Origin of the sequence: Vibrio sp. 10N.222.49.C9 (genome assembly GCF_041474985.1) — a bacterium.
Lineage (GTDB): Bacteria > Pseudomonadota > Gammaproteobacteria > Enterobacterales > Vibrionaceae > Vibrio > Vibrio crassostreae_C.
The window spans coordinates 101,063-119,134 of sequence record NZ_JBFRVD010000029.1 but is presented as its reverse complement, the minus strand read 5'-3'; the positions used below and the strand labels follow the sequence as shown (position 1 = coordinate 119,134).

Below are 18,072 nucleotides of genomic sequence, written 5' to 3'. Positions count from 1 at the left end.
CTGATTTAGGAAACAAAGCCGTTCCAATGGCCTTGGTTAGGATTCATAGTGATCCGTGCCAGAAGTTTTGGACACTGAGTTAAGTTCCAGTACTCTGATACAGCGATTGAAACTGCCCTGATGATTAAGGGGATATTCTCTCTGCCATTACGTGCTCTTCAAGGTTTTATCAACTCTATCTTTGAGCTAATGGATGTTCCGCTGACCTCTCCTGGCTACACATGTATTAGTAAACGCTCGAAGACGGTTCAGGTCAAATATCGCAATAGGTCTAGAGGGGCTATTCACCATATAGCCATTGATTCGACAGGCCTCAAAGTCTTTGGTGAGGGTGAGTGGAAAGTAAAAAAGCATGGTGCAGAAAAACGAAGAACATGGCATAAGCTGCACTTAGCTGTAGATGTGGATACTCACGAAGCGATTAGTGCGGAAGTCAGCCTTGTAAATGTTGGCTATAGTGAAGTGCTACCAACATTACTCAACCCTTTACGCAGAAAGGTTCATACCGAATTTACCTATGGAGCATATGACACAAAAAGTTGTCATGAAACCCTGAAAAATAAAGGCTGTACTCCGTTGATACCACCTCGAAAGAATGCAGTACATTGGGAGGATGGTCATCCCAGAAACGAAGCAGTAACGGCTCTGAAAAATGGGACAATATCGGAGTGGAAAACAGAGTCTGGTTATCACTATCGCTCAATATCTGAGACCGCAATGTCTCGATACAAGGGATTAACAAGCGGTAAATTGAGTTTGAGAAATTACAACGCTCAAGTGGGCGAAGTCTGAAAGTAATAGACTCAGAAAGCGTATTAATAATAACCAACAAAAGTCTGGTGAGTGTGTTACCTTGGTTGTTATCCCTACCGCTTAGTAGGGACTTCTTTTCTTTTCCGAACTCGCAACTCGGCACTCCTTAGTCGCCCTCCTAAGCCATACTGCAGGCTTTAATTATGTCCATCTCAACCGAAAAGTTAAGAAATATATTCAGACTCTCTAGAATTGAAAATGTAGATACCAACAACGTACCCCATTTCGCACCTTGGTTACCACTTGCTCAAAAAGTAAAACCTGTCATCCCTTCTGCGATTATATATTGCGAAGGTAATTTCGGTAAAATTGATGGTAAAACCGCTAATGGGTTAGTGAGACATTCGTTAAGCTATCGTATTTTATCGGTTATTGATAGTGGGTCTGCTGGCTTAGATGCTGGTGAAGTTCTTGATAACAAAGCCAATGGAATACCTATCCTTGCTAATGCTGAAGAAGCTATCATTCACGCAGAAAGCATTCCTGATTACTTCATTTTTGGTATTGCGCCATCAAGTGGCTTTTTATCTGACTTAGATAAAAGTATCATTTTAAATGCCATGTCACTAGGAATGAACATCGTAAATGGCTTACATGAATTCCTAACCGATGATCCTCTATTTTTAGAAGCCAGTTTAAAGAATAACGTTCGAATATTCGATACTCGCAAACCCAAAAGTAAAGGCGATCTGAAAACGTTTAGCGGGAAAATACACAACGTTAAATGTCCGAGAATTGCTGTAATGGGGACGGATTGCGCGCTAGGAAAACGAACAACAGCAACAATATTGGCGAATGAACTGACTAAAAAAGGCCTTAACGTCGTTCTGATTGCCACTGGTCAAACAGGTATTATGCAAGGCGCACAATACTGCGTTGCACTCGATGCTGTCCCTTCACAATTTTGTGCCGGTGAGTTGGAATCTGTCATTGTACAGGCCTATGAAAAAGAAAATCCGGATCTGATAATTATTGAAGGGCAAGGAGCCTTGAGTCACCCTGCGTTTTCAACCAGCGCTTTTATCTTACGTGGCAGTTGTCCAACGGGTGTGATACTGCAACATGCCCCTAAACGTTTATATCGTAGTGATTTTCCTGATTGCCCAATGCCTTCGATTGCCTCAGAAATCAATCTTATCGAAACGTTTTCTAATACCAATGTTATTGGACTAACACTGAATCATGAAGATATGTCGTTGGATGAAACACGTTGTGCGATAGACACTTACACTACCGAATTTGGTCTACCGGTTACTGATGTCTTGTCACAGCCTGTTGAACATCTACTGCACATCGTAACGTCAGCCTTCCCTATAATAGCAAGTAAACTGGCCGAAAAAGGGTGAACTACCCTAGGTTAGACATCGATTGTGGGAAAGTTCATCATAACGCTCAGTTCCTGATTTCTCAGCTATCACTGAAAAATATATCCGTTACGCCTGTAACAAAAGTCTTCCTCGGCCACCCTATCATCGCACAAGTTCTTATTGATGCTGGCGCAACAATGTTAGCCGATTCAAGAATCGAAAATCTTCAAAAGATGACTGAAATTGGCATTGCTATCCCTAAAATGCTGATACGTACACCCATGCTCAGTCAAGTGGCAAGCGTAATAAAATACAGTGATATGAGTTTAAACTCTGAAGTTGAAGTGATTCAGAGGCTTTCACATGCAGCGGAACAACAAAATTGCTGTCACGGTATCATTATTATGGTTGAGCTTGGCGATCTCAGAGAAGGTGTGATGCCAAATCGCGTGATTGATTTTATCCGAGAGATTATTTCTTTACCAAACATCACGATAAAAGGAATTGGTACGAATTTAGCCTGTCGGTATGGTGTCGCTCCAGATGATCAAAATATGAGTATTCTTTCTGAGCTTGCCGATGGAATTGAAGCTACATTTGGGGTCAGTCTAGAAATTATTTCAGGGGGTAATTCTGCTTCAGTTAACTGGGCTCTTCAGAGAACGGGCTTAACTCGAGTCAATAACCTTCGTATAGGAGAAGCAATTTTTTTAGGCTGTGAGCCTTTAGAGCACGAAAATATCAAAGGCTTACATACGGATGCGGTTTCTTTGACCGCTGAAGTGATTGAATCCAAGACTAAACCGACTTTGCCTTGGGGGAGTCGGGGGTTAAATGCTTTTGGTGAAAAAGAAAACCTTCAAGATAGAGGGGAGGTCTCACAAGCTATTCTAGCATTAGGCCGCCAAGATGTTTGTGTCAGCGGGCTTAAGGCTCCGAATGGGATTAAGATCATGTCTTCAACCAGTGATCATCTTGTCCTTGAATCCTCACAGAAACCACTACTTGTAGGGGAAAAAGTCACATTCAGTTTAGATTATAGTGCGCTCTTATCTTCTATGTCTTCACGTTATATCCATAAATATTTTAAGGCACCTAAAGGGAGAAGAAAGGAAGAAGGAGCGTATAATGCTACGAACAACTGTAATTCTCTTCGTCAGTGTCATGCTTAACGGTTGTCAGATAAGCCCAATAAAATCTAATGGGCTTGCCGATTATAGAGCGACGGTTATCTCAAGCCAACTTCCACAAGAGTTAGGCTCAATCACACTCGTAAATGCTCAGTCAGAGGGCAATAGTGTCACTCTTGTTTTCGTAAAAAAGAAAACTTTGAATATGGACAGCTTAGTAGAAAAAGTCGCCATTAGTTTTTGTGACAACATCGAAATAAGACCACTATTAGAGAGTGGGATCTCTTATCGAATCATAACCTTAGGAAAAAATGAGAAAGTAGAAAGCCTTAACGTCATTTCTCTAGCTAAGTGCTCTAATTGAATGCTTAGCAGTCGAATGGATAAAAGCCAATACGAGTTGTTCAATGTACTCAATGACACTATTTTATTGAGGTTTGACCGTCTTACGCCTTGGGAAAAAAACTTTATCACAGAGTTACACCATAAGGTCGTAACGAGACAACTCATTTCAATTAAACAAAAACAGCTTGCTTTAAAAATTTCAATGAAAGCCTATAAATCAAAGAAGAAAAACGCGCGTTCCAACGTTTGATTTAAGCTTGTGTATACCTAATCTGTTCAAGGTCCTCTAAACCTTGGGCAGATTAGTAGTATTTGCACTTAACGTATTGAAAACAATCAAGTGTAGAGGTGAATGGGTAACAACTTTCAGCGTAATGGCAATTGAAATAGTCTTTCGAGCAGTACTGACTACCTCGATCGCTATGAGTTATAACCTGCTCAGGGAATCCTCGACGGAATAAAGCCATCGATAAGGCATCACAGACCAGTGAGGCCGTCATTCTCGTATCCATAGACCAACCAATTACTTACCTTGAATATAGGTCAATAATGACAGCTAAGTACAGCCAGCCTTCGCTTGTGGCAACATAAGTAATGTCTCCTGCCCATTTTTGATTCGGAGCCGTTGCGTTAAAATCTTGAGTGAGCAAGTTCGGAGCAACGGGCATTTTATGCTTACTGTCCGTTGTACACTTAAACTTGCGTGCTGCTTTCGCTACTAAATCCTGACGTTTCATACTGGCGGCAATGGTCTTAACATTATGGTTATCACCGCTCTCTGCCAGTTCTTTCTGAATACGTCTGAGCCATCTCATTCTTTGCTAACGTCAAAGGCTTCTTTTACCTTGGTATCAAGCTTTTGGCGCTCTGTCTCACGTTGAATCGCCTTGTGGCGGTTCTCAACCCAATAATAAAACCCACTTCAAGAAACTCTGAACACCTTAGCCATACGGGAAATACTGAAACTCAGCAGGTGTTCGAGCATAAATTCATAGCAATTTACTTTAGATTTTTCGCGAAGTAGGTGGCGGCCTTTTTTACGATGTCTAGCTCTTCTGCTTGCTCTGCCAACTGCCTTTTTAGCTTAGCGACTTCAACGGCCAATTCTTGTTCTCGTTGGCTAATATTAGAATTCTTCTTTGTGGCTTTTCGCCAACCATAGATCTGAGATTCATGTAACGAGAGCTGTCTTGCAGCTGTAGCGACTCCCACTTTCTCTGCCAACTTCAGGGTTTCGGCTTTAAATTCAGGAGAATGGATAATACGTTTCTTCTTGCTTGTTATGGTTCACCTCATTAGTGATTGTACTCACTTAACTCAGTGTCCAAAACTACTAGTGCGAATCAGCAAGCTCGGGATCTGATAGCCAAAACAATTGAAGGATTAGGTAACCCGATTGCCTACCACCTTAAAGAACGAGACTACTTGGACTATCGTGCAACACGAATACCTTACCGTGGCAAAAATAAATCTGTTGAGATTTCACCAACAACACATAACATGGAATTGGTTTATCTAAAGGGAATGTTCAAGAAACTAATCAAGTACAATCAATGGAAATACCCCAACCCGATTGAAGCTATCGATACAATCAAAACTAGCGAGAAGAACCTGGCATATCTAACCAAGCCACAAATTGAAGAGTTCCTATTTAACCTGAAGAATTTCAACCGCGTAATTACAGTCTCGATTCCACAGCTCATTGTAATCTCTAAGATTTGCTTAGCCACCGGTGCTCGTATAAGTGAAGCTCTCACTCTTACCCGTTCACAAGTAGCTGAATTCAAGCTAACTTACACCGAGACAAAAGGTAAGAGAAATCGAAGTGTGCCCATCTCACCTGCTTTGTATCATGAGATCTTAGATATCGCAGTGAACGACCATAAGATTTTTGACACTACTTATAAGGATGCCTGGCGCTACATTAAAAGGGCTTTACCTAATCATGTTCCAAGTGGGCAAGCAACGCATGTTCTACGGCATACATTTGCTTCGCACTTTATGATGAATAAAGGGGATATTTTGGTGTTACAGCGGATTCTAGGTCACACAAAAATTGAGCAGACAATGGCGTATTCTCACTTTGCTCCCGAGCATTTGATGCAGGCAGTTCACCTCAATCCTTTAGAAAATTAATGGCGACAAAATGGCGACAGCCACTGTAATCGAGCGTTATTTAGCGGTTTTAGACGTAAAAAAGGCGACAATTTAACCTGTCGCCTTTTGCTAATGAGAGCCTAATTTAGACTATTCCCAATCAAGGATAACCTTTCCTGAAAGCCCGCTACGCATAGCGTCAAAGCCTTTTTGGAAGTCATCAACCTTGAAGTGGTGAGTAATGATTGGTGTTAGATCTAGGCCAGATTGAATCAGTGAAGCCATCTTGTACCAAGTTTCGAACATCTCACGACCGTAGATACCTTTGATAACCAAGCCTTTAAAGATTACTTGGTTCCAGTCTACTGCCATATCTGATGGTGGAATACCTAGTAGAGAGATCTTACCGCCGTGGTTCATGTTAGTCAGCATGCTGTTGAACGCAGATGGGTTACCAGACATTTCTAGGCCTACATCGAAGCCTTCAGTCATGCCAAGATCAGACATTACGTCTTCAAGCTTCTCTTCCATCACGTTTACTGCGCGAGTCACACCCATTTTCTTCGCAAGATCTAGGCGGTACTCGTTTACGTCAGTGATTACAACGTGACGAGCACCAACGTGCTTAGCAACAGCTGCAGCCATGATACCGATTGGACCAGCACCAGTAATTAGCACGTCTTCACCTACTAGGTCGAAAGAAAGTGCTGTGTGTACTGCGTTACCAAACGGGTCAAAGATTGAAGCGAGATCGTCAGAGATTTCTGCAGGGATCTTAAATGCGTTGAACGCAGGGATCACAAGGAACTCAGAGAACGCACCAGTGCGGTTAACACCAACACCTGTTGTGTTACGACAAAGGTGAGTACGGCCGCCACGACAGTTACGACAGTGACCACATGTGATGTGACCTTCGCCAGATACACGGTCGCCGATTTCAAAACCACGAACTTCTTGGCCGATGCCAACAACTTCACCCACGTATTCGTGACCTACTACCATAGGTACTGGGATTGTGTTTTGTGACCACTCATCCCAGTTGTAGATATGTACGTCAGTACCACAAATTGCGGTTTTCTTAATACGAATAAGAAGATCATTATGACCCATTTCAGGTTTTTCAACCTCGGTCATCCAAATGCCTTCTTCAGGCTTTAGCTTAGAAAGTGCTTTAATTTTCATAATGTTACCTAGTTCATCTCGCCTAACTGTAAGGCGAGAATCAAAAATCTATATATTCTACTGGGTGTTGCTCTATCTAATTAAAGGATGCTCGTGGCATCCCTTTAAAATTAGATGATACCCATGTCTTTACCAACTTGAATGAACGCATCGATTGCGCGGTCTAGTTGCTCACGAGAGTGTGCAGCAGACATTTGCGTACGGATACGAGCTTGACCTTTTGGTACTACAGGGAAAGAGAAACCTACAACGTAGATGCCTTTCTCTAGTGCGCGCTCAGCGAACTCAGCCGCTACTTTTGCATCACCAAGCATGATTGGGATGATTGCGTGGTCTGCACCGCCCATAGTGAAGCCAGCTTCTTCCATGCGAGTACGGAAGTGAGCAGAGTTTTCCCATAGTTGAGTACGTAGGTCGCCAGATTCCGCAAGAAGATCTAGAACGCGGATAGACGCAGATACGATTGCAGGAGCAACAGAGTTAGAGAATAGGTATGGACGAGAACGCTGACGTAGCCAGTCGATCACTTCTTTCTTACCAGAAGTGTAACCGCCTGAAGCGCCACCCATTGCTTTACCAAGAGTACCAGTGATGATATCGATACGGTCTACAACGTTGTGGAACTCGTGAGTACCCGCTCCGTTTTCGCCCATGAAGCCCACTGCGTGAGAGTCATCAACCATTACTAGTGCATCGTACTTGTCTGCAAGGTCACAGATAGCAGGAAGGTTAGCCACTACGCCGTCCATTGAGAACACACCGTCAGTTACGATTAGTGTGTGACGAGCGCCAGCTTCTTTAGCAGCGATAAGTTGCTGCTCTAGCTCTTCCATGTTGTTGTTCGAGTAACGGAAACGCATTGCTTTACACAGACGAACGCCATCGATGATAGATGCGTGGTTTAGTGCGTCAGAGATGATTGCGTCTTCTTTACCTAGAATTGTTTCGAACAAACCAGCGTTTGCATCAAAACAAGATGTGTAAAGGATAGTGTCTTCTTTACCTAGGAACGTAGAAAGCTTTTGCTCTAGTTCTTTGTGAGAATCTTGAGTACCACAGATGAAACGTACTGAAGCCATACCAAAACCGTGCTGATCCATACCATCTTTAGCTGCTTCGATAAGAGCTGGGTGGTTAGCAAGACCTAAGTAGTTGTTTGCACAGAAGTTTAGTACTTCTTCACCAGTCGAGATAGAAACCGCTGCTTTTTGTGCAGAAGTAATAATGCGCTCAGACTTGTAAAGACCTTCTTCTTTAACTTCTTCGATTTGAGTTTGAATCTGTTGGTAAAATGCAGAAGACATTGTCTCATTCCTTCCTAGTTATAATTTAGCAGCATCGCGCGCCGCTTTATGTAGGGATGTAAACGATCTCAACACGATCATTTACACTGTAAAACTTATGCCTATATTCTAGTTGAACATCCCCGTTCCGATTATCCCTTTAGTTGGAAAAACATTAATGAATAACAGGCACTAATAATAGTTCATCCCAGTGACATAGGGCACATTAACGCCCTTCACCTGCTTTTTTAAACGCCAAATTAGCTATAATTTCCGTCTAATTTCGCTTTCATATCAAATCTCAATTTTTCATCTCAGAATGCGCAGCAGCAACGCCGCTATACAGATGAGCTTCAAACACAACAACCTATCAGAGCAATCACGTCAATCAATTAATGAAATTGATTCACAAATCAAAGTAAATCGCTCACAATGACCATTAAGTTCATCGTTGAAACTAGCTTAACTGGATACTTATGATTAACCCAAAACTCATCGCCCTGCTTCCGGATCTCGCCTCGTTCATTTTGGTGGTTAACGAAGGTAGTTTTACGGCTGCAGCAAAACAGTTAGGCGTGACACCATCAGCCTTGAGTAAGCTCATCACCCGCTTGGAAAAAGCGCTATCGGTGAAACTGTTTGAGCGTACCACTCGTACCCTTATCATTACGCAAGCGGGTCAATTGGTTTATGATCAGAGTGTGGTGATGATCAACGCAGCGCAACAAGCCGTTGAACTGTCTACCTCCGACCATACCGAACCTGCAGGCTCGATAACGGTAGCGGCGCCTGAAGCCTTCTTGAATTCGGTATTGCAGCCTTTCGTTGTTCCATTCTTAAATCAGTATCCAGAAATCCAACTTAAATTGAGAGCGGCTGACGGCGACATCGATATTTTACGTCAAGGCATCGACATTGCTTTCCGCCTGACTGATAAGCCCGACGAAAGCTTAGTATTGAAAGAGTTAGGAAAAACAAACCTCGTGTTGTGTGCAAGCCCTGACTATTTAGATGCCAAGGGGATTCCTCACCACCCTACCGAGCTGTCTGAACACGACTGTTTGTATCTTGCAGAGACAGACAAAGATCACATTTGGGATTTTCTTAAAGATGATGAATTTCACACAGTACCCGTCAGTGGACGTTACGCAGTTAACCACTCGCAGATGCGACTGAAAGGTGTGAAAGAAGGTCTAGGCGTCGGTATTTTCCATGACTTCGTGATTCAAGATGCGTTGGCTGAAGGCTCCGTGGTACAAGTGTTGGAAGATTGGACCATCAAGAGTAACTACCATGGTGCTATCGCGATGCAATTTGCTCAAACCAAGTATATGCCCGCACGACTGCGTGTATTCATTGATTACGCCATGAAGCACTTAGGTGACAAGTTGGCAGGAGAAATAAACTGATGCTGAAAGGAATACACCACGCGGCCATAATCTGTTCAAACTACGACGCGTCGAAACACTTTTACACTGAGATTTTGAAACTTGAGATAATTGCCGAAAACTATCGTGAGGCTCGCCAGTCGTACAAACTTGATTTAGCGCTACCTAATGGTGCTCAAATAGAACTATTCAGCTTCCCTAACGCGCCAGAAAGGCCTAGCTTTCCTGAAGCTCAAGGGCTAAGACACTTAGCTTTTTGTGTTGATGACGTTCAACAAATCAAAAGCTATTTGGAAGAACAAAGAATCGAAGTCGAACAGATCCGAATTGATGAATTTACAGGTAAAGCATTTACTTTTTTTGCCGATCCTGACGGGCTTCCGTTAGAGCTTTATGAAATCTAGAGCTTTATCAAATATAGAGCTGTACAAGTCTAACGTCTTCTTAATAAACAGAGCATGTCATCTGAATAATGAAACTGACCTCCTCAAAAAGGAGGTCAGTTTGTATATCAATTAACTCAATGCCGTCTTGAATTTCTCAACGCGTGAAAATAGTAACCAATCCAGCAGCATTGCTGTCACGATCGTCGCTCCCGCCAGTGGAAACAGTACTGAAATAACTATCACGATCACTAAACCTGTCTTCCAAAGCCCTGCATCGCCAAACTTCGGTGGCGTGCCAAGCTTTCTTTGACCTGAAGGTCTACGTATCCACCACATCACACCGCCAGTCACGGACACAACAATGAACGCCAAACAAAACAAAGCATTTAGAAGCTTGTTAATGATGCTGATGTCACCTTGATGCAATGAAATACCTACCGCTAACGTTTTGGCAATGAAGTTATAATCTTGCCATGTCACCTCACCCAGAATACGACCTGAGTATTGGTCGAGGTGCGTAGTACGATCCTGCGTTGGATCGATGATGTCACCGCCCATAGTGTTGGCTGTGACCGTGTAAACACCTGTTTCTGAACGCGGGAAATTCACCTTGTATTGAGTGAAACCAAGTGAGTGCGCTTTTTGGATAACATCATCAATCCCGAAACTGCTTGCTGACATCACATGTTGAGAGTGGTCTTCGCCCATCTTAGAGTGATCATGAGGTTCAGATGCCTCTTCCACGTGATGTACATGTTCTGCAGGCTTATCTTGAGACAACGGCAGCGGTGTTTGTTCTAGATTCCATGGAAGTTCTTCCTCTGAGCCATGGTTAAGCGATGTGTGCGTCTTATCAGACAGCGGAATATCGTCCCACATTTGAGCAGGGAAAGTGCTCCATGCTTGAACAAGCTTACCGCCCCAAAAACCTGTCCATGCCAATCCAGACAGAATAAACAACAACAGAACGAGCGATAACACACCTCCAATGTTCGCATGCAGATCACGCATTAAAATACGCGTTCCTGAACCAAATCGAAGCTTAAGAAAACCAGCGCGGCTCGCGTTATCTCTAGGTAACCATAAGTAAATACCACTGATGAGCAACAGAATAGACAAGCTTATTGCGACTTCAATTAGATAATCACCCCAATCACCAATCAACAAAGTGCCGTGAATGTCATTCGCGAGTTGGTACAGGCTGTCGCTACGCGGAATCTCTCCGACCACTTCGCCCGTATATTGATTTACCGTGGCGAAGACCGATGTGCCGTCTACAAGTGCTACCGAAAAGCGGTTAGCCAGATCAGGAGCTTTGCTCGGAACAAACTGGGTAACCGAACCTTGTGGGTATTGAAGTTGTACTGCAGCTAACTGTTGTGACACTTTAATCGGCTCGCCCGATGCAACAATCTCTAGGGCTTCGTGGTGGAAAGTCAATTCGATTTCATCATCAAACAGCATCACCAAACCTGTAATGCTCAGCATTAACATAAACGGGATAACAAATAGCCCAGCATAGAAGTGCCAGCGCCATGTGAGGAAATAGAGGGTTTTATTGCGGTCTTTGCTTTTTATATTGGTTTCCGAACCGGTTGTTGCACTGCTTTTAGACTGCGAAGTTGCTTGTGCTTTCGCAGGGGTTTGAGATTCATTTCTCAACATTATAATTTCCTTTGACACACGCAAACATACCTTCTGAAAAATCAGAAAGTAATCTGAGCATGTTTAACTTTACTTAATACTTTATTTTTTAATTATTTTAATGGGTTAGGTTTAAGCAATAACAAAGGGAGGGCCGCGCGGGGCTTGCCTCGTGTAGCGTTCGCTTAGAGCCAAAAAAGCGTAGCTGTCGGAGACAATAGAACTCAGTCGAGTTGTCAGTAGTGTAGTGGGAAGTTCATCTTGGTGAAACGTGGAAAAATGGCTAAACGGACACGGCTTTCCTTTATGAGTATTAGGTTCGCCTTCTTCGATTTGAACCAATTCAAAGCCATTGACCGTACATAACGACGCCCATACTCCCGCACTATTACCATGAGCATTGATAACAGGCATTAATGTCACTAGCGCCCAGCTTAATGCTGTTGCAAGTAACATGAAGAAGTTGAACGAGGTTCGGCGCATTATTCCAAGTCTTTATAAATTTCCCTTATTATGAGGGACTTGGAATATAGGTAAACGTAAAGATTAACAGCAAGTTAAAAAATTGAAGCTAACGCACACTCTTTTTCGTTAAATACTGGTTACAACACTAAAACTAAGAAAGTAATACTCATCTCTTTGCAGCAGGCTTTCGATAAAAGAGACAATAAAAACGCCGCCTTACACCTTCCTCGAAAGAGGGTAATGTAAGGCGGCGTTTTAGAAATCGAATCTTGAGGTTTGCTCTTTGTTACCTATCTAGCAAACGTTCATGATTAACGAATTAACCGAAGATCTTGCTCCAGATGCTTGGGTTACGCTTCTCATGGTACTCTTCACGAAGGCCATCAATAGTACGAAGTTCTTGCTGTGCCGACGCTAAGTCACCTTGGTCTAGCTTCTGCTCAATGCTATCCAGTGATGCACTGATCTTTTTGAAGCCTTCCATGAAGTTGTCTTCTTTCTCGACTGGGTAAACACCCGTTTTCAGCTCTGCCACTAGCGTATCTAAACGAACGATAGGCTTTTGCATCTCTTCAATGCTTTGAGCTTCTGCCGCTTGTTTGAACGCAAGCTTCATTTCTTGCATGTTTTTCTTAAGGTCTACATTAGCAAATGCGTTGCCAGACAATACTGAAGCAGCGATTAAGCCAGATAAAAGGATTGAGCGAGTTTTCATTGTTTCTCCAAGTGAAGCGGTGTCTTTGAAGTTAGAGCCGTCATTACTGTGGCACTTCGACTTTATTATTTTCGGCTAGTGTATACAAAAATCTTTCAGGCACAAAAATTGATTGTGTCGAAATGCAAACCCGCCGACATTCTCTTAAACAAGATCTGAATATTCTGGGATTTCATTACGACCGCGCAAGGCCAAAAAGGCTAGGAACTGCTTTGGCGAATGGGTAATCACTTTACTCGAATCTACGCCCACTTCATCTAACAATGCTGCGACTAAGTCTAAGCCACCGACATCTAAACAGAAATGCGCATCGCTGCCTGTTGTAATAAATGCACCCTTCGCTTTCGCTATTCTTGCAATCTCATAGCAGCGGTCAACACTGCCAACTCGGCTATTGCCTTTGAGTGTGGTGTTGTTGATCTCAATCGCCACGTTGTTCTCAACCGCACATTGAATAACGGCTTCGAAATCGAAATCAAAATTAGGATTGCCTAAGTGACCAAGCGCATCAATTCGACCGCCCTTAATCACATTCAACAATGCTTCTGTATGGGTAGCGACATCCGATGGGCGAAATACTGGCTCATGAAAACTCGCGATCACCCAATCCAAGTTCTTATCCACACTCGGATGAATGTCGATTTCACCCTGTGTGTTCATGATGTTTGACTCAACACCTCGAATAATTGCGACATCTTCAATAAAACGAGGGAGCACACGCTGATTGCTGAAGAACCAATAGTGTGGCGCGCCCGGCATTGATTCTGAATGATCAGTAGTACAAAACATGGCTAAACCATTTTGCTTTGCCGACTTGGCGTTTTCGATCAATGTGCTGTAAGCATGACCACTTGCGTATGTGTGGGTGTGAGTATCTACTTTGAGTTCCATGAATCAATGCCCTCTTCGCTCGGTCAAAATACGTTTTTCAGAAAGTAACTCTGAATCTCTTTCAGGAAAAGAATACTTCAGAAAATGAATGCCTAATGGCAACAATTCGGCCAGTTTATCAGCTGAAAGTGACAATTAGCACCCAAACATAAAGGTTTATTACTGGTTCATTTACACGACACGGGAATACGTGGCTAACCAGAGCCAGCCAGCGCTTGGCCTTATCTAAGTAGAACCGCACACACTCGGTAATTGCGCCAATTTTTTGCAACCTACCCAAGTTCGTCAATACTTAAACCAGTCTACAAACCGGAGTGTTAGATGAGAAGAAGACGATATCCGCTGAGTATCCACATCACTAGCCTTTTCCTAATTTTGACAACACTTGTCGGTGCGGTATTGATTTCGATAAGTTATCGGCACTCCCAAGAGCTGCTGCTAGGCACAGTGCGCGAGATCAGTAATGAGCACCGCGACAAACTGGAATCAGTATTTAAACAAGCCATTGCCCCTGTTATCACAACCTTAAATGTGATGGCGGTGAGCCCGTTTGTTGCTCATCAAGCTTCCGCTGTCGAAAAAGACTCTTGGCTTGCTTCGGTCGATATCATCTTCAAGCAAAACACCAATTTGGTCGCTCTATTTTATGGTTCTGAAGATGGTGACTTCAGAATCTTTCGTCCATTAAGCACCAATAAACAGAGAGCCGAAAACAGCGCCCCCGCTAAAGCGACCATGATGGTCAGCAGCACCAATCTAGACGGTGAAAACTTTATTACCTATCTTGATGGCGCACATCAAGTGATCAGTACTCGACAAGCAGAGAGTAAGTTCAACCCCACCACTCGTCCTTGGTTTCGTAACGCAAAGCCTGATGGCTCAATACAACTCTCTGAGCCCTATCTATTCTATTTCCTGCAAACCAATGGCATTACACTCTCTAGGCGTTCTGCCGATGGCAAGCATGTGGTTGGTGCCGACTTTACGTTGAGTTCCCTCTCTTCTCAGATCAGTGAATTAGCTTATTCTCCGCAAACCCGACTCGCCTTGTTCGATCAACATTTTAATCTTCTCGGTCAGCATCAACTTGAGCTATCAGTACCCAAGCCTGACTCCCAATCTGATGACACAAGTAAAACTGAGCAAACGAACAACCAAACGACGGGGAATCTCTCTGGCAGTGAGCAAGACCAAAGCTTCTTTAATGTGCCCAAACGTGAACAGATGGAAGCATTGAAAGCGTCCGTTATTGCGCCGCTTATCTCTGATGAAGAGAAGTTTAACCTCAATCTAAAAAACGTTGAGTACAACTTAAACACTTGGGCACTAACGCTAACGCCGGTTCAACTGACTCAAAATGTCACCTTATACTTGGCAGAAGCGACGCCACACAATGAGCTGCTCGCTGATCTTATCTCGATGCGAGACAAGCAAGTTGCGGTCGCGATTGGGATGTTGTTCATCTGCTTCGCTATCGTATGGTTTGTTGCTAATCGACTGTCTCAGCCGCTCAATACGCTGATGCAACTCACCGACAACATCGCTCGGTTCGACTTCAGGCGTACTCATTATCCCAAAAGCATGATTCAAGAAGTGGCTAACCTCGCCCACTCGATTGAGCTAATGGAACACACGCTTCATGATCTGATTACCCTACTTCGAGACACCGCCGGGAATCAGGAGTTTTCGATCTTAGCCAAGAACATTGCTCATCAAAGCTATTTAATTACCAAAGCAGAAACCATTGTCCTTTTCACTCAATCCAAAGAGAAAGACGTGTTTGATACGGCAGCCAACCTTGCCATTCTTCCTTTTAAGGCCGACATCAATGACTTCATCAAACACACGCCTTGGTTGCTGTGTCAGCTTAAATCTGGTGAGACGATCCATTTGAACAGAGAAGACAATGTTCTCAACTATTACCAAGATTCGATCTTCAATTCAGACCTGTACCTATTTCCACTATTAAACCGAGAGAAACTGTTGGTAGGGATTGTGGCAATTGGCTATGAGAGACCAATTACCAAGATGCAGGCAGACAAGCACGCCTTTTTAAGAGAGTTGCTCAGCTTTGCGGAAATAGCGAAAGACAACATCGACCAAATGCAGCAACAAAAAGACATGCTTAATGCCTTTATTGAGCTGATTGCATCGGCGATTGATACCAAGTCACCTTATACGGGCGGGCATTGCCAACGAGTGCCTGAGCTCACCAAATGGCTAACTCAAGCAACCATAGATGATGACCGCTATTACCCGCAATTCTCATTGGACAGTAAACAGTGGGAAGAGTTGATGCTCGCCGCTTGGCTTCATGACTGCGGCAAGGTGACCACGCCTGAATATGTGGTAGATAAGGCAACAAAACTGGAAACCATTTACGACCGAATCCACGAAGTGCGAATGCGTTTTGAGTTGTTGAAACAGCAAGCGGAAACCGATTACTGGAAAGCGATGGCGAACGGTGCACTACAAGAAGAACAACTCAAAATACTCGAACAAAGCCTGTCTGAACTGGATGAGGAGTTTGCCTTCGTTGCTGAGTGTAATCTTGGCGGCGAATCTATGACGGAAGAGCAGTTAGAACGCTTAGATCAAATAGCCAAACGCCAATGGAAACGTACACTGGATGATCAATTGGGTTTGTCTTGGTCTGAAAAAGAGAGATTTAACACCCAAAAAGAGTCGGTTGAGAAAGAGAGAACTGAGCCAACAAGTCAGGAAAATGGTTTGCCTGTCATGGAGCCTCTGCTTGCAGACAAACCGGAGCATAAAATACCTTGGGACAATGGCTTTAACCCTGCCGATGTATGGCAAGAAGCGTTTGTACTTAAGCCCGGAGAAGTTAAATACAACCAAGGTGAACTGCACAATTTGAAAGTACGCCGTGGTACGCTAAACGATGAAGAACGTTTCATGATCAACGATCATATTATCCAAACCTTCACCATGCTCAACAAGTTGCCTTACCCGCCTTACCTTCAAAACATTCCGGATATCGCCAGCGGACACCACGAACGTATCGACGGTAAGGGATACCCAAGAGGCTTAAACGAAGACCAGTTACCTCTGCCGTCCAGAGCAATGGCAATTGCTGATGTCTTTGAAGCACTCACCTCTAGTGATCGCCCTTATAAGAAAGGTAAACTCTTAAGCGAATCACTCAACATCATGACCGACATGGCCACCAGCGGTCATATCGATCCCAAGTTGTATCTGCTGTTTTTGGAAAACAAAATCTACGATAAATACGCTGAGCGATTCCTAGAAATGAACCAACGCTGCGAGATTGACCCGCACGAACACATCGACCGAGTAAAAGAATACATACGCTCATTGTTCTAAGTTTTAAATTAACCATTCAGAGGATAAGCCATAACTCAATGGTTAGCTTTTAGCTGCCGAGTCCAATACCGCAACGTCCACTACAGTCGCTACAGCCACTGTGGTGTGCGGTTTTTGTTTGGCTTTCGCCTTGCTGTGTCTTTTTGCCAGCAATGTATTGGTGATGCTCGCCACGACAATCAGGTTAATGCCAATCATCTGCTGTGTAGAAAACACATCATCAAAGAACAAGCCCTGCCAAAGCGCGCTAAACAGCATGTTAGTAAAAATCAGAGGTGCCAACTGGGAGCCACTGTCTGCAAGCTTATACGCCTTGGAACGGAAGATTTGGGTATTGATGGTAAACAGTGCAAGACCAAGTGATCCGAGAACAATCCAGCGTAAATCGTCAAAAGACAGTAACGCCGACACGAAGCCTTTTTCAGCACTTTCAAGCACATCGGGCACCGCAGAAAGTGAAGTAAACACCACCATTGGAATAACAATGATTGCCGCGACTAAAAAGGTCCACGCGTTAAGCTCTGCTGGTGTCAGGCTAGTTTTAGACGCTCGGTACAAACTCACTTGCGAGCCAGAATTAAATACCCCAGCGAGAAGCCCAAGAAGAAGCGCAGGTCTAAAGAACTCCGAACCCAACTCAAACTGCGACCAATCGCCCGCCATCATAACTACGCCAACAAAGGTGACAGCTAAACACACGATCGTCGTTGTATGAATCTTGGTTCTAAATATTAACTTTTCTAACAATGGAATAAACAGAGGCCCCGTACTGAACAACACAACCCCTTCAACAAGCGTTAAGGTTTGCAGTGAAGTAAGGAAACACCACTGACACGCCACCATAAAGATCGCCCGCATCACCAAAGGTTTCCACATTTCTCGTGTCGGCTTGCTGATTTTGTAAAAGGTCAGGAAAAGAAATAAAAACAGACTGGGTAACAAAAAACGCACAAAACTGAGTAACGAAGTGGGCATCACTTCAGATAGATACTTGGCCATCAAGCCACTTAAAGACAAACTGAACGTCGACAACAACATGAAAGTCGTCGCCTTGGTAATATCAGACATAATTATCACCTCC

15 protein-coding genes and 2 pseudogenes are annotated in these 18,072 nt (G+C 43.6%); 9 read left to right on the top strand and 8 right to left on the bottom strand.

Going from position 1 to position 18,072, the window contains the following annotated elements; genetic code table 11:
- Positions 1-84: 84 nt before the first annotated feature.
- The 5 genes and pseudogenes from AB4585_RS13355 to AB4585_RS13335 all read left to right on the top strand — a co-directional run.
- Positions 85-792, top strand: a pseudogene (locus tag AB4585_RS13355) (IS5 family transposase); the annotation flags it as partial.
- A gap of 164 nt (positions 793-956) precedes the next feature.
- Positions 957-2,159 carry a DUF1611 domain-containing protein gene (locus AB4585_RS13350; protein WP_372155024.1) on the top strand — a complete coding sequence of 401 codons (1,203 nt, stop codon included), beginning with the start codon at positions 957-959 and terminating at the stop codon, positions 2,157-2,159.
- Positions 2,156-3,292, top strand: a complete 1,137-nt coding sequence (locus AB4585_RS13345; protein WP_136974881.1) for an alanine/ornithine racemase family PLP-dependent enzyme — start codon at positions 2,156-2,158, stop codon at positions 3,290-3,292. Before AB4585_RS13350 ends, AB4585_RS13345 begins: the two co-directional genes overlap by 4 nt.
- The gene (gene gspS2, locus AB4585_RS13340; RefSeq protein WP_136974880.1) at positions 3,249-3,614 is read left to right on the top strand and encodes a type II secretion system pilot lipoprotein GspS-beta; all 366 of its coding nucleotides are present in this window, start codon (positions 3,249-3,251) and stop codon (positions 3,612-3,614) included. Before AB4585_RS13345 ends, gspS2 begins: the two co-directional genes overlap by 44 nt.
- Positions 3,615-3,845 (top strand): hypothetical protein, encoded by a 231-nt coding sequence (locus tag AB4585_RS13335; protein ID WP_004735670.1) that lies wholly within the window; start codon positions 3,615-3,617, stop codon positions 3,843-3,845.
- Between the two features lie 136 nt (positions 3,846-3,981).
- Here the strand turns inward: AB4585_RS13335 and AB4585_RS13330 are convergent.
- Positions 3,982-4,879 (bottom strand): annotated as a pseudogene (locus AB4585_RS13330) (IS3 family transposase); the annotation flags it as partial.
- A gap of 36 nt (positions 4,880-4,915) precedes the next feature.
- Here AB4585_RS13330 and AB4585_RS13325 point away from each other — a divergent pair.
- Positions 4,916-5,731: a tyrosine-type recombinase/integrase gene (locus AB4585_RS13325; RefSeq protein WP_372170032.1), complete on the top strand. Its 816-nt coding sequence runs from the start codon at positions 4,916-4,918 to the stop codon at positions 5,729-5,731.
- Between the two features lie 111 nt (positions 5,732-5,842).
- On the opposite strand, the gene tdh is transcribed toward AB4585_RS13325, so the two are convergent.
- Both tdh and AB4585_RS13315 read right to left on the bottom strand, forming a co-directional pair.
- Positions 5,843-6,874 (bottom strand): L-threonine 3-dehydrogenase, encoded by a 1,032-nt coding sequence (gene tdh, locus AB4585_RS13320; RefSeq protein WP_050649238.1) that lies wholly within the window; start codon positions 6,872-6,874, stop codon positions 5,843-5,845.
- Between the two features lie 110 nt (positions 6,875-6,984).
- Positions 6,985-8,178, bottom strand: coding sequence for a glycine C-acetyltransferase (locus AB4585_RS13315; protein ID WP_017064793.1), 1,194 nt, complete (start codon positions 8,176-8,178; stop codon positions 6,985-6,987).
- A gap of 455 nt (positions 8,179-8,633) precedes the next feature.
- Between AB4585_RS13315 and AB4585_RS13310 the strand changes: the two genes are divergently transcribed.
- Both AB4585_RS13310 and AB4585_RS13305 read left to right on the top strand, forming a co-directional pair.
- Positions 8,634-9,566, top strand: coding sequence for a LysR family transcriptional regulator (locus tag AB4585_RS13310; RefSeq protein WP_065584581.1), 933 nt, complete (start codon positions 8,634-8,636; stop codon positions 9,564-9,566).
- Entirely contained in the window at positions 9,566-9,949 is a 384-nt protein-coding gene (locus AB4585_RS13305) for a VOC family protein (protein WP_017069423.1), read from the top strand. Before AB4585_RS13310 ends, AB4585_RS13305 begins: the two co-directional genes overlap by 1 nt.
- A 111-nt stretch (positions 9,950-10,060) precedes the next feature.
- Here the strand turns inward: AB4585_RS13305 and AB4585_RS13300 are convergent, their stop codons facing one another.
- The 4 genes from AB4585_RS13300 to AB4585_RS13285 all read right to left on the bottom strand — a co-directional run bounded on the left by AB4585_RS13300 (position 10,061) and on the right by AB4585_RS13285 (position 13,646).
- Positions 10,061-11,596 (bottom strand): PepSY-associated TM helix domain-containing protein, encoded by a 1,536-nt coding sequence (locus tag AB4585_RS13300; protein WP_372111612.1) that lies wholly within the window; start codon positions 11,594-11,596, stop codon positions 10,061-10,063.
- A 111-nt stretch (positions 11,597-11,707) separates the two neighbouring features.
- Positions 11,708-12,058 (bottom strand): hypothetical protein, encoded by a 351-nt coding sequence (locus AB4585_RS13295; protein WP_017064798.1) that lies wholly within the window; start codon positions 12,056-12,058, stop codon positions 11,708-11,710.
- A gap of 301 nt (positions 12,059-12,359) precedes the next feature.
- On the bottom strand, positions 12,360-12,755 hold the full coding sequence (locus tag AB4585_RS13290) for a cytochrome b562 (protein ID WP_017059534.1): 396 nt from the start codon (positions 12,753-12,755) through the stop codon (positions 12,360-12,362).
- A 144-nt stretch (positions 12,756-12,899) separates the two neighbouring features.
- Positions 12,900-13,646: a phosphatase gene (locus AB4585_RS13285; protein ID WP_017059533.1), complete on the bottom strand. Its 747-nt coding sequence runs from the start codon at positions 13,644-13,646 to the stop codon at positions 12,900-12,902.
- Between the two features lie 321 nt (positions 13,647-13,967).
- Between AB4585_RS13285 and AB4585_RS13280 the strand changes: the two genes are divergently transcribed.
- Positions 13,968-16,991: an HD domain-containing phosphohydrolase gene (locus tag AB4585_RS13280; RefSeq protein ID WP_372170029.1), complete on the top strand. Its 3,024-nt coding sequence runs from the start codon at positions 13,968-13,970 to the stop codon at positions 16,989-16,991.
- A 42-nt stretch (positions 16,992-17,033) separates the two neighbouring features.
- Here AB4585_RS13280 and AB4585_RS13275 read toward each other — a convergent pair whose 3' ends face one another.
- Positions 17,034-18,059 (bottom strand): DMT family transporter, encoded by a 1,026-nt coding sequence (locus tag AB4585_RS13275; RefSeq protein WP_136974876.1) that lies wholly within the window; start codon positions 18,057-18,059, stop codon positions 17,034-17,036.
- Positions 18,060-18,072: the final 13 nt, after the last annotated feature.

What these genes read in the sequence shown, in the direction of transcription:
- AB4585_RS13350 (WP_372155024.1), top strand. Translation starts at nt 957, where the DNA reads ATGTCCATCTCAACCGAAAAGTTAAGAAATATATTCAGACTCTCTAGA.
- gspS2 (WP_136974880.1), top strand. Translation starts at nt 3,249, where the DNA reads ATGCTACGAACAACTGTAATTCTCTTCGTCAGTGTCATGCTTAACGGT.
- AB4585_RS13335 (WP_004735670.1), top strand. Translation starts at nt 3,615, where the DNA reads ATGCTTAGCAGTCGAATGGATAAAAGCCAATACGAGTTGTTCAATGTA.
- tdh (WP_050649238.1), bottom strand. Translation starts at nt 6,874, where the DNA reads ATGAAAATTAAAGCACTTTCTAAGCTAAAGCCTGAAGAAGGCATTTGG.
- AB4585_RS13315 (WP_017064793.1), bottom strand. Translation starts at nt 8,178, where the DNA reads ATGTCTTCTGCATTTTACCAACAGATTCAAACTCAAATCGAAGAAGTT.
- AB4585_RS13310 (WP_065584581.1), top strand. Translation starts at nt 8,634, where the DNA reads ATGATTAACCCAAAACTCATCGCCCTGCTTCCGGATCTCGCCTCGTTC.
- AB4585_RS13305 (WP_017069423.1), top strand. Translation starts at nt 9,566, where the DNA reads ATGCTGAAAGGAATACACCACGCGGCCATAATCTGTTCAAACTACGAC.
- AB4585_RS13300 (WP_372111612.1), bottom strand. Translation starts at nt 11,596, where the DNA reads ATGTTGAGAAATGAATCTCAAACCCCTGCGAAAGCACAAGCAACTTCG.
- AB4585_RS13295 (WP_017064798.1), bottom strand. Translation starts at nt 12,058, where the DNA reads ATGCGCCGAACCTCGTTCAACTTCTTCATGTTACTTGCAACAGCATTA.
- AB4585_RS13290 (WP_017059534.1), bottom strand. Translation starts at nt 12,755, where the DNA reads ATGAAAACTCGCTCAATCCTTTTATCTGGCTTAATCGCTGCTTCAGTA.
- AB4585_RS13285 (WP_017059533.1), bottom strand. Translation starts at nt 13,646, where the DNA reads ATGGAACTCAAAGTAGATACTCACACCCACACATACGCAAGTGGTCAT.
- AB4585_RS13280 (WP_372170029.1), top strand. Translation starts at nt 13,968, where the DNA reads ATGAGAAGAAGACGATATCCGCTGAGTATCCACATCACTAGCCTTTTC.
- AB4585_RS13275 (WP_136974876.1), bottom strand. Translation starts at nt 18,059, where the DNA reads ATGTCTGATATTACCAAGGCGACGACTTTCATGTTGTTGTCGACGTTC.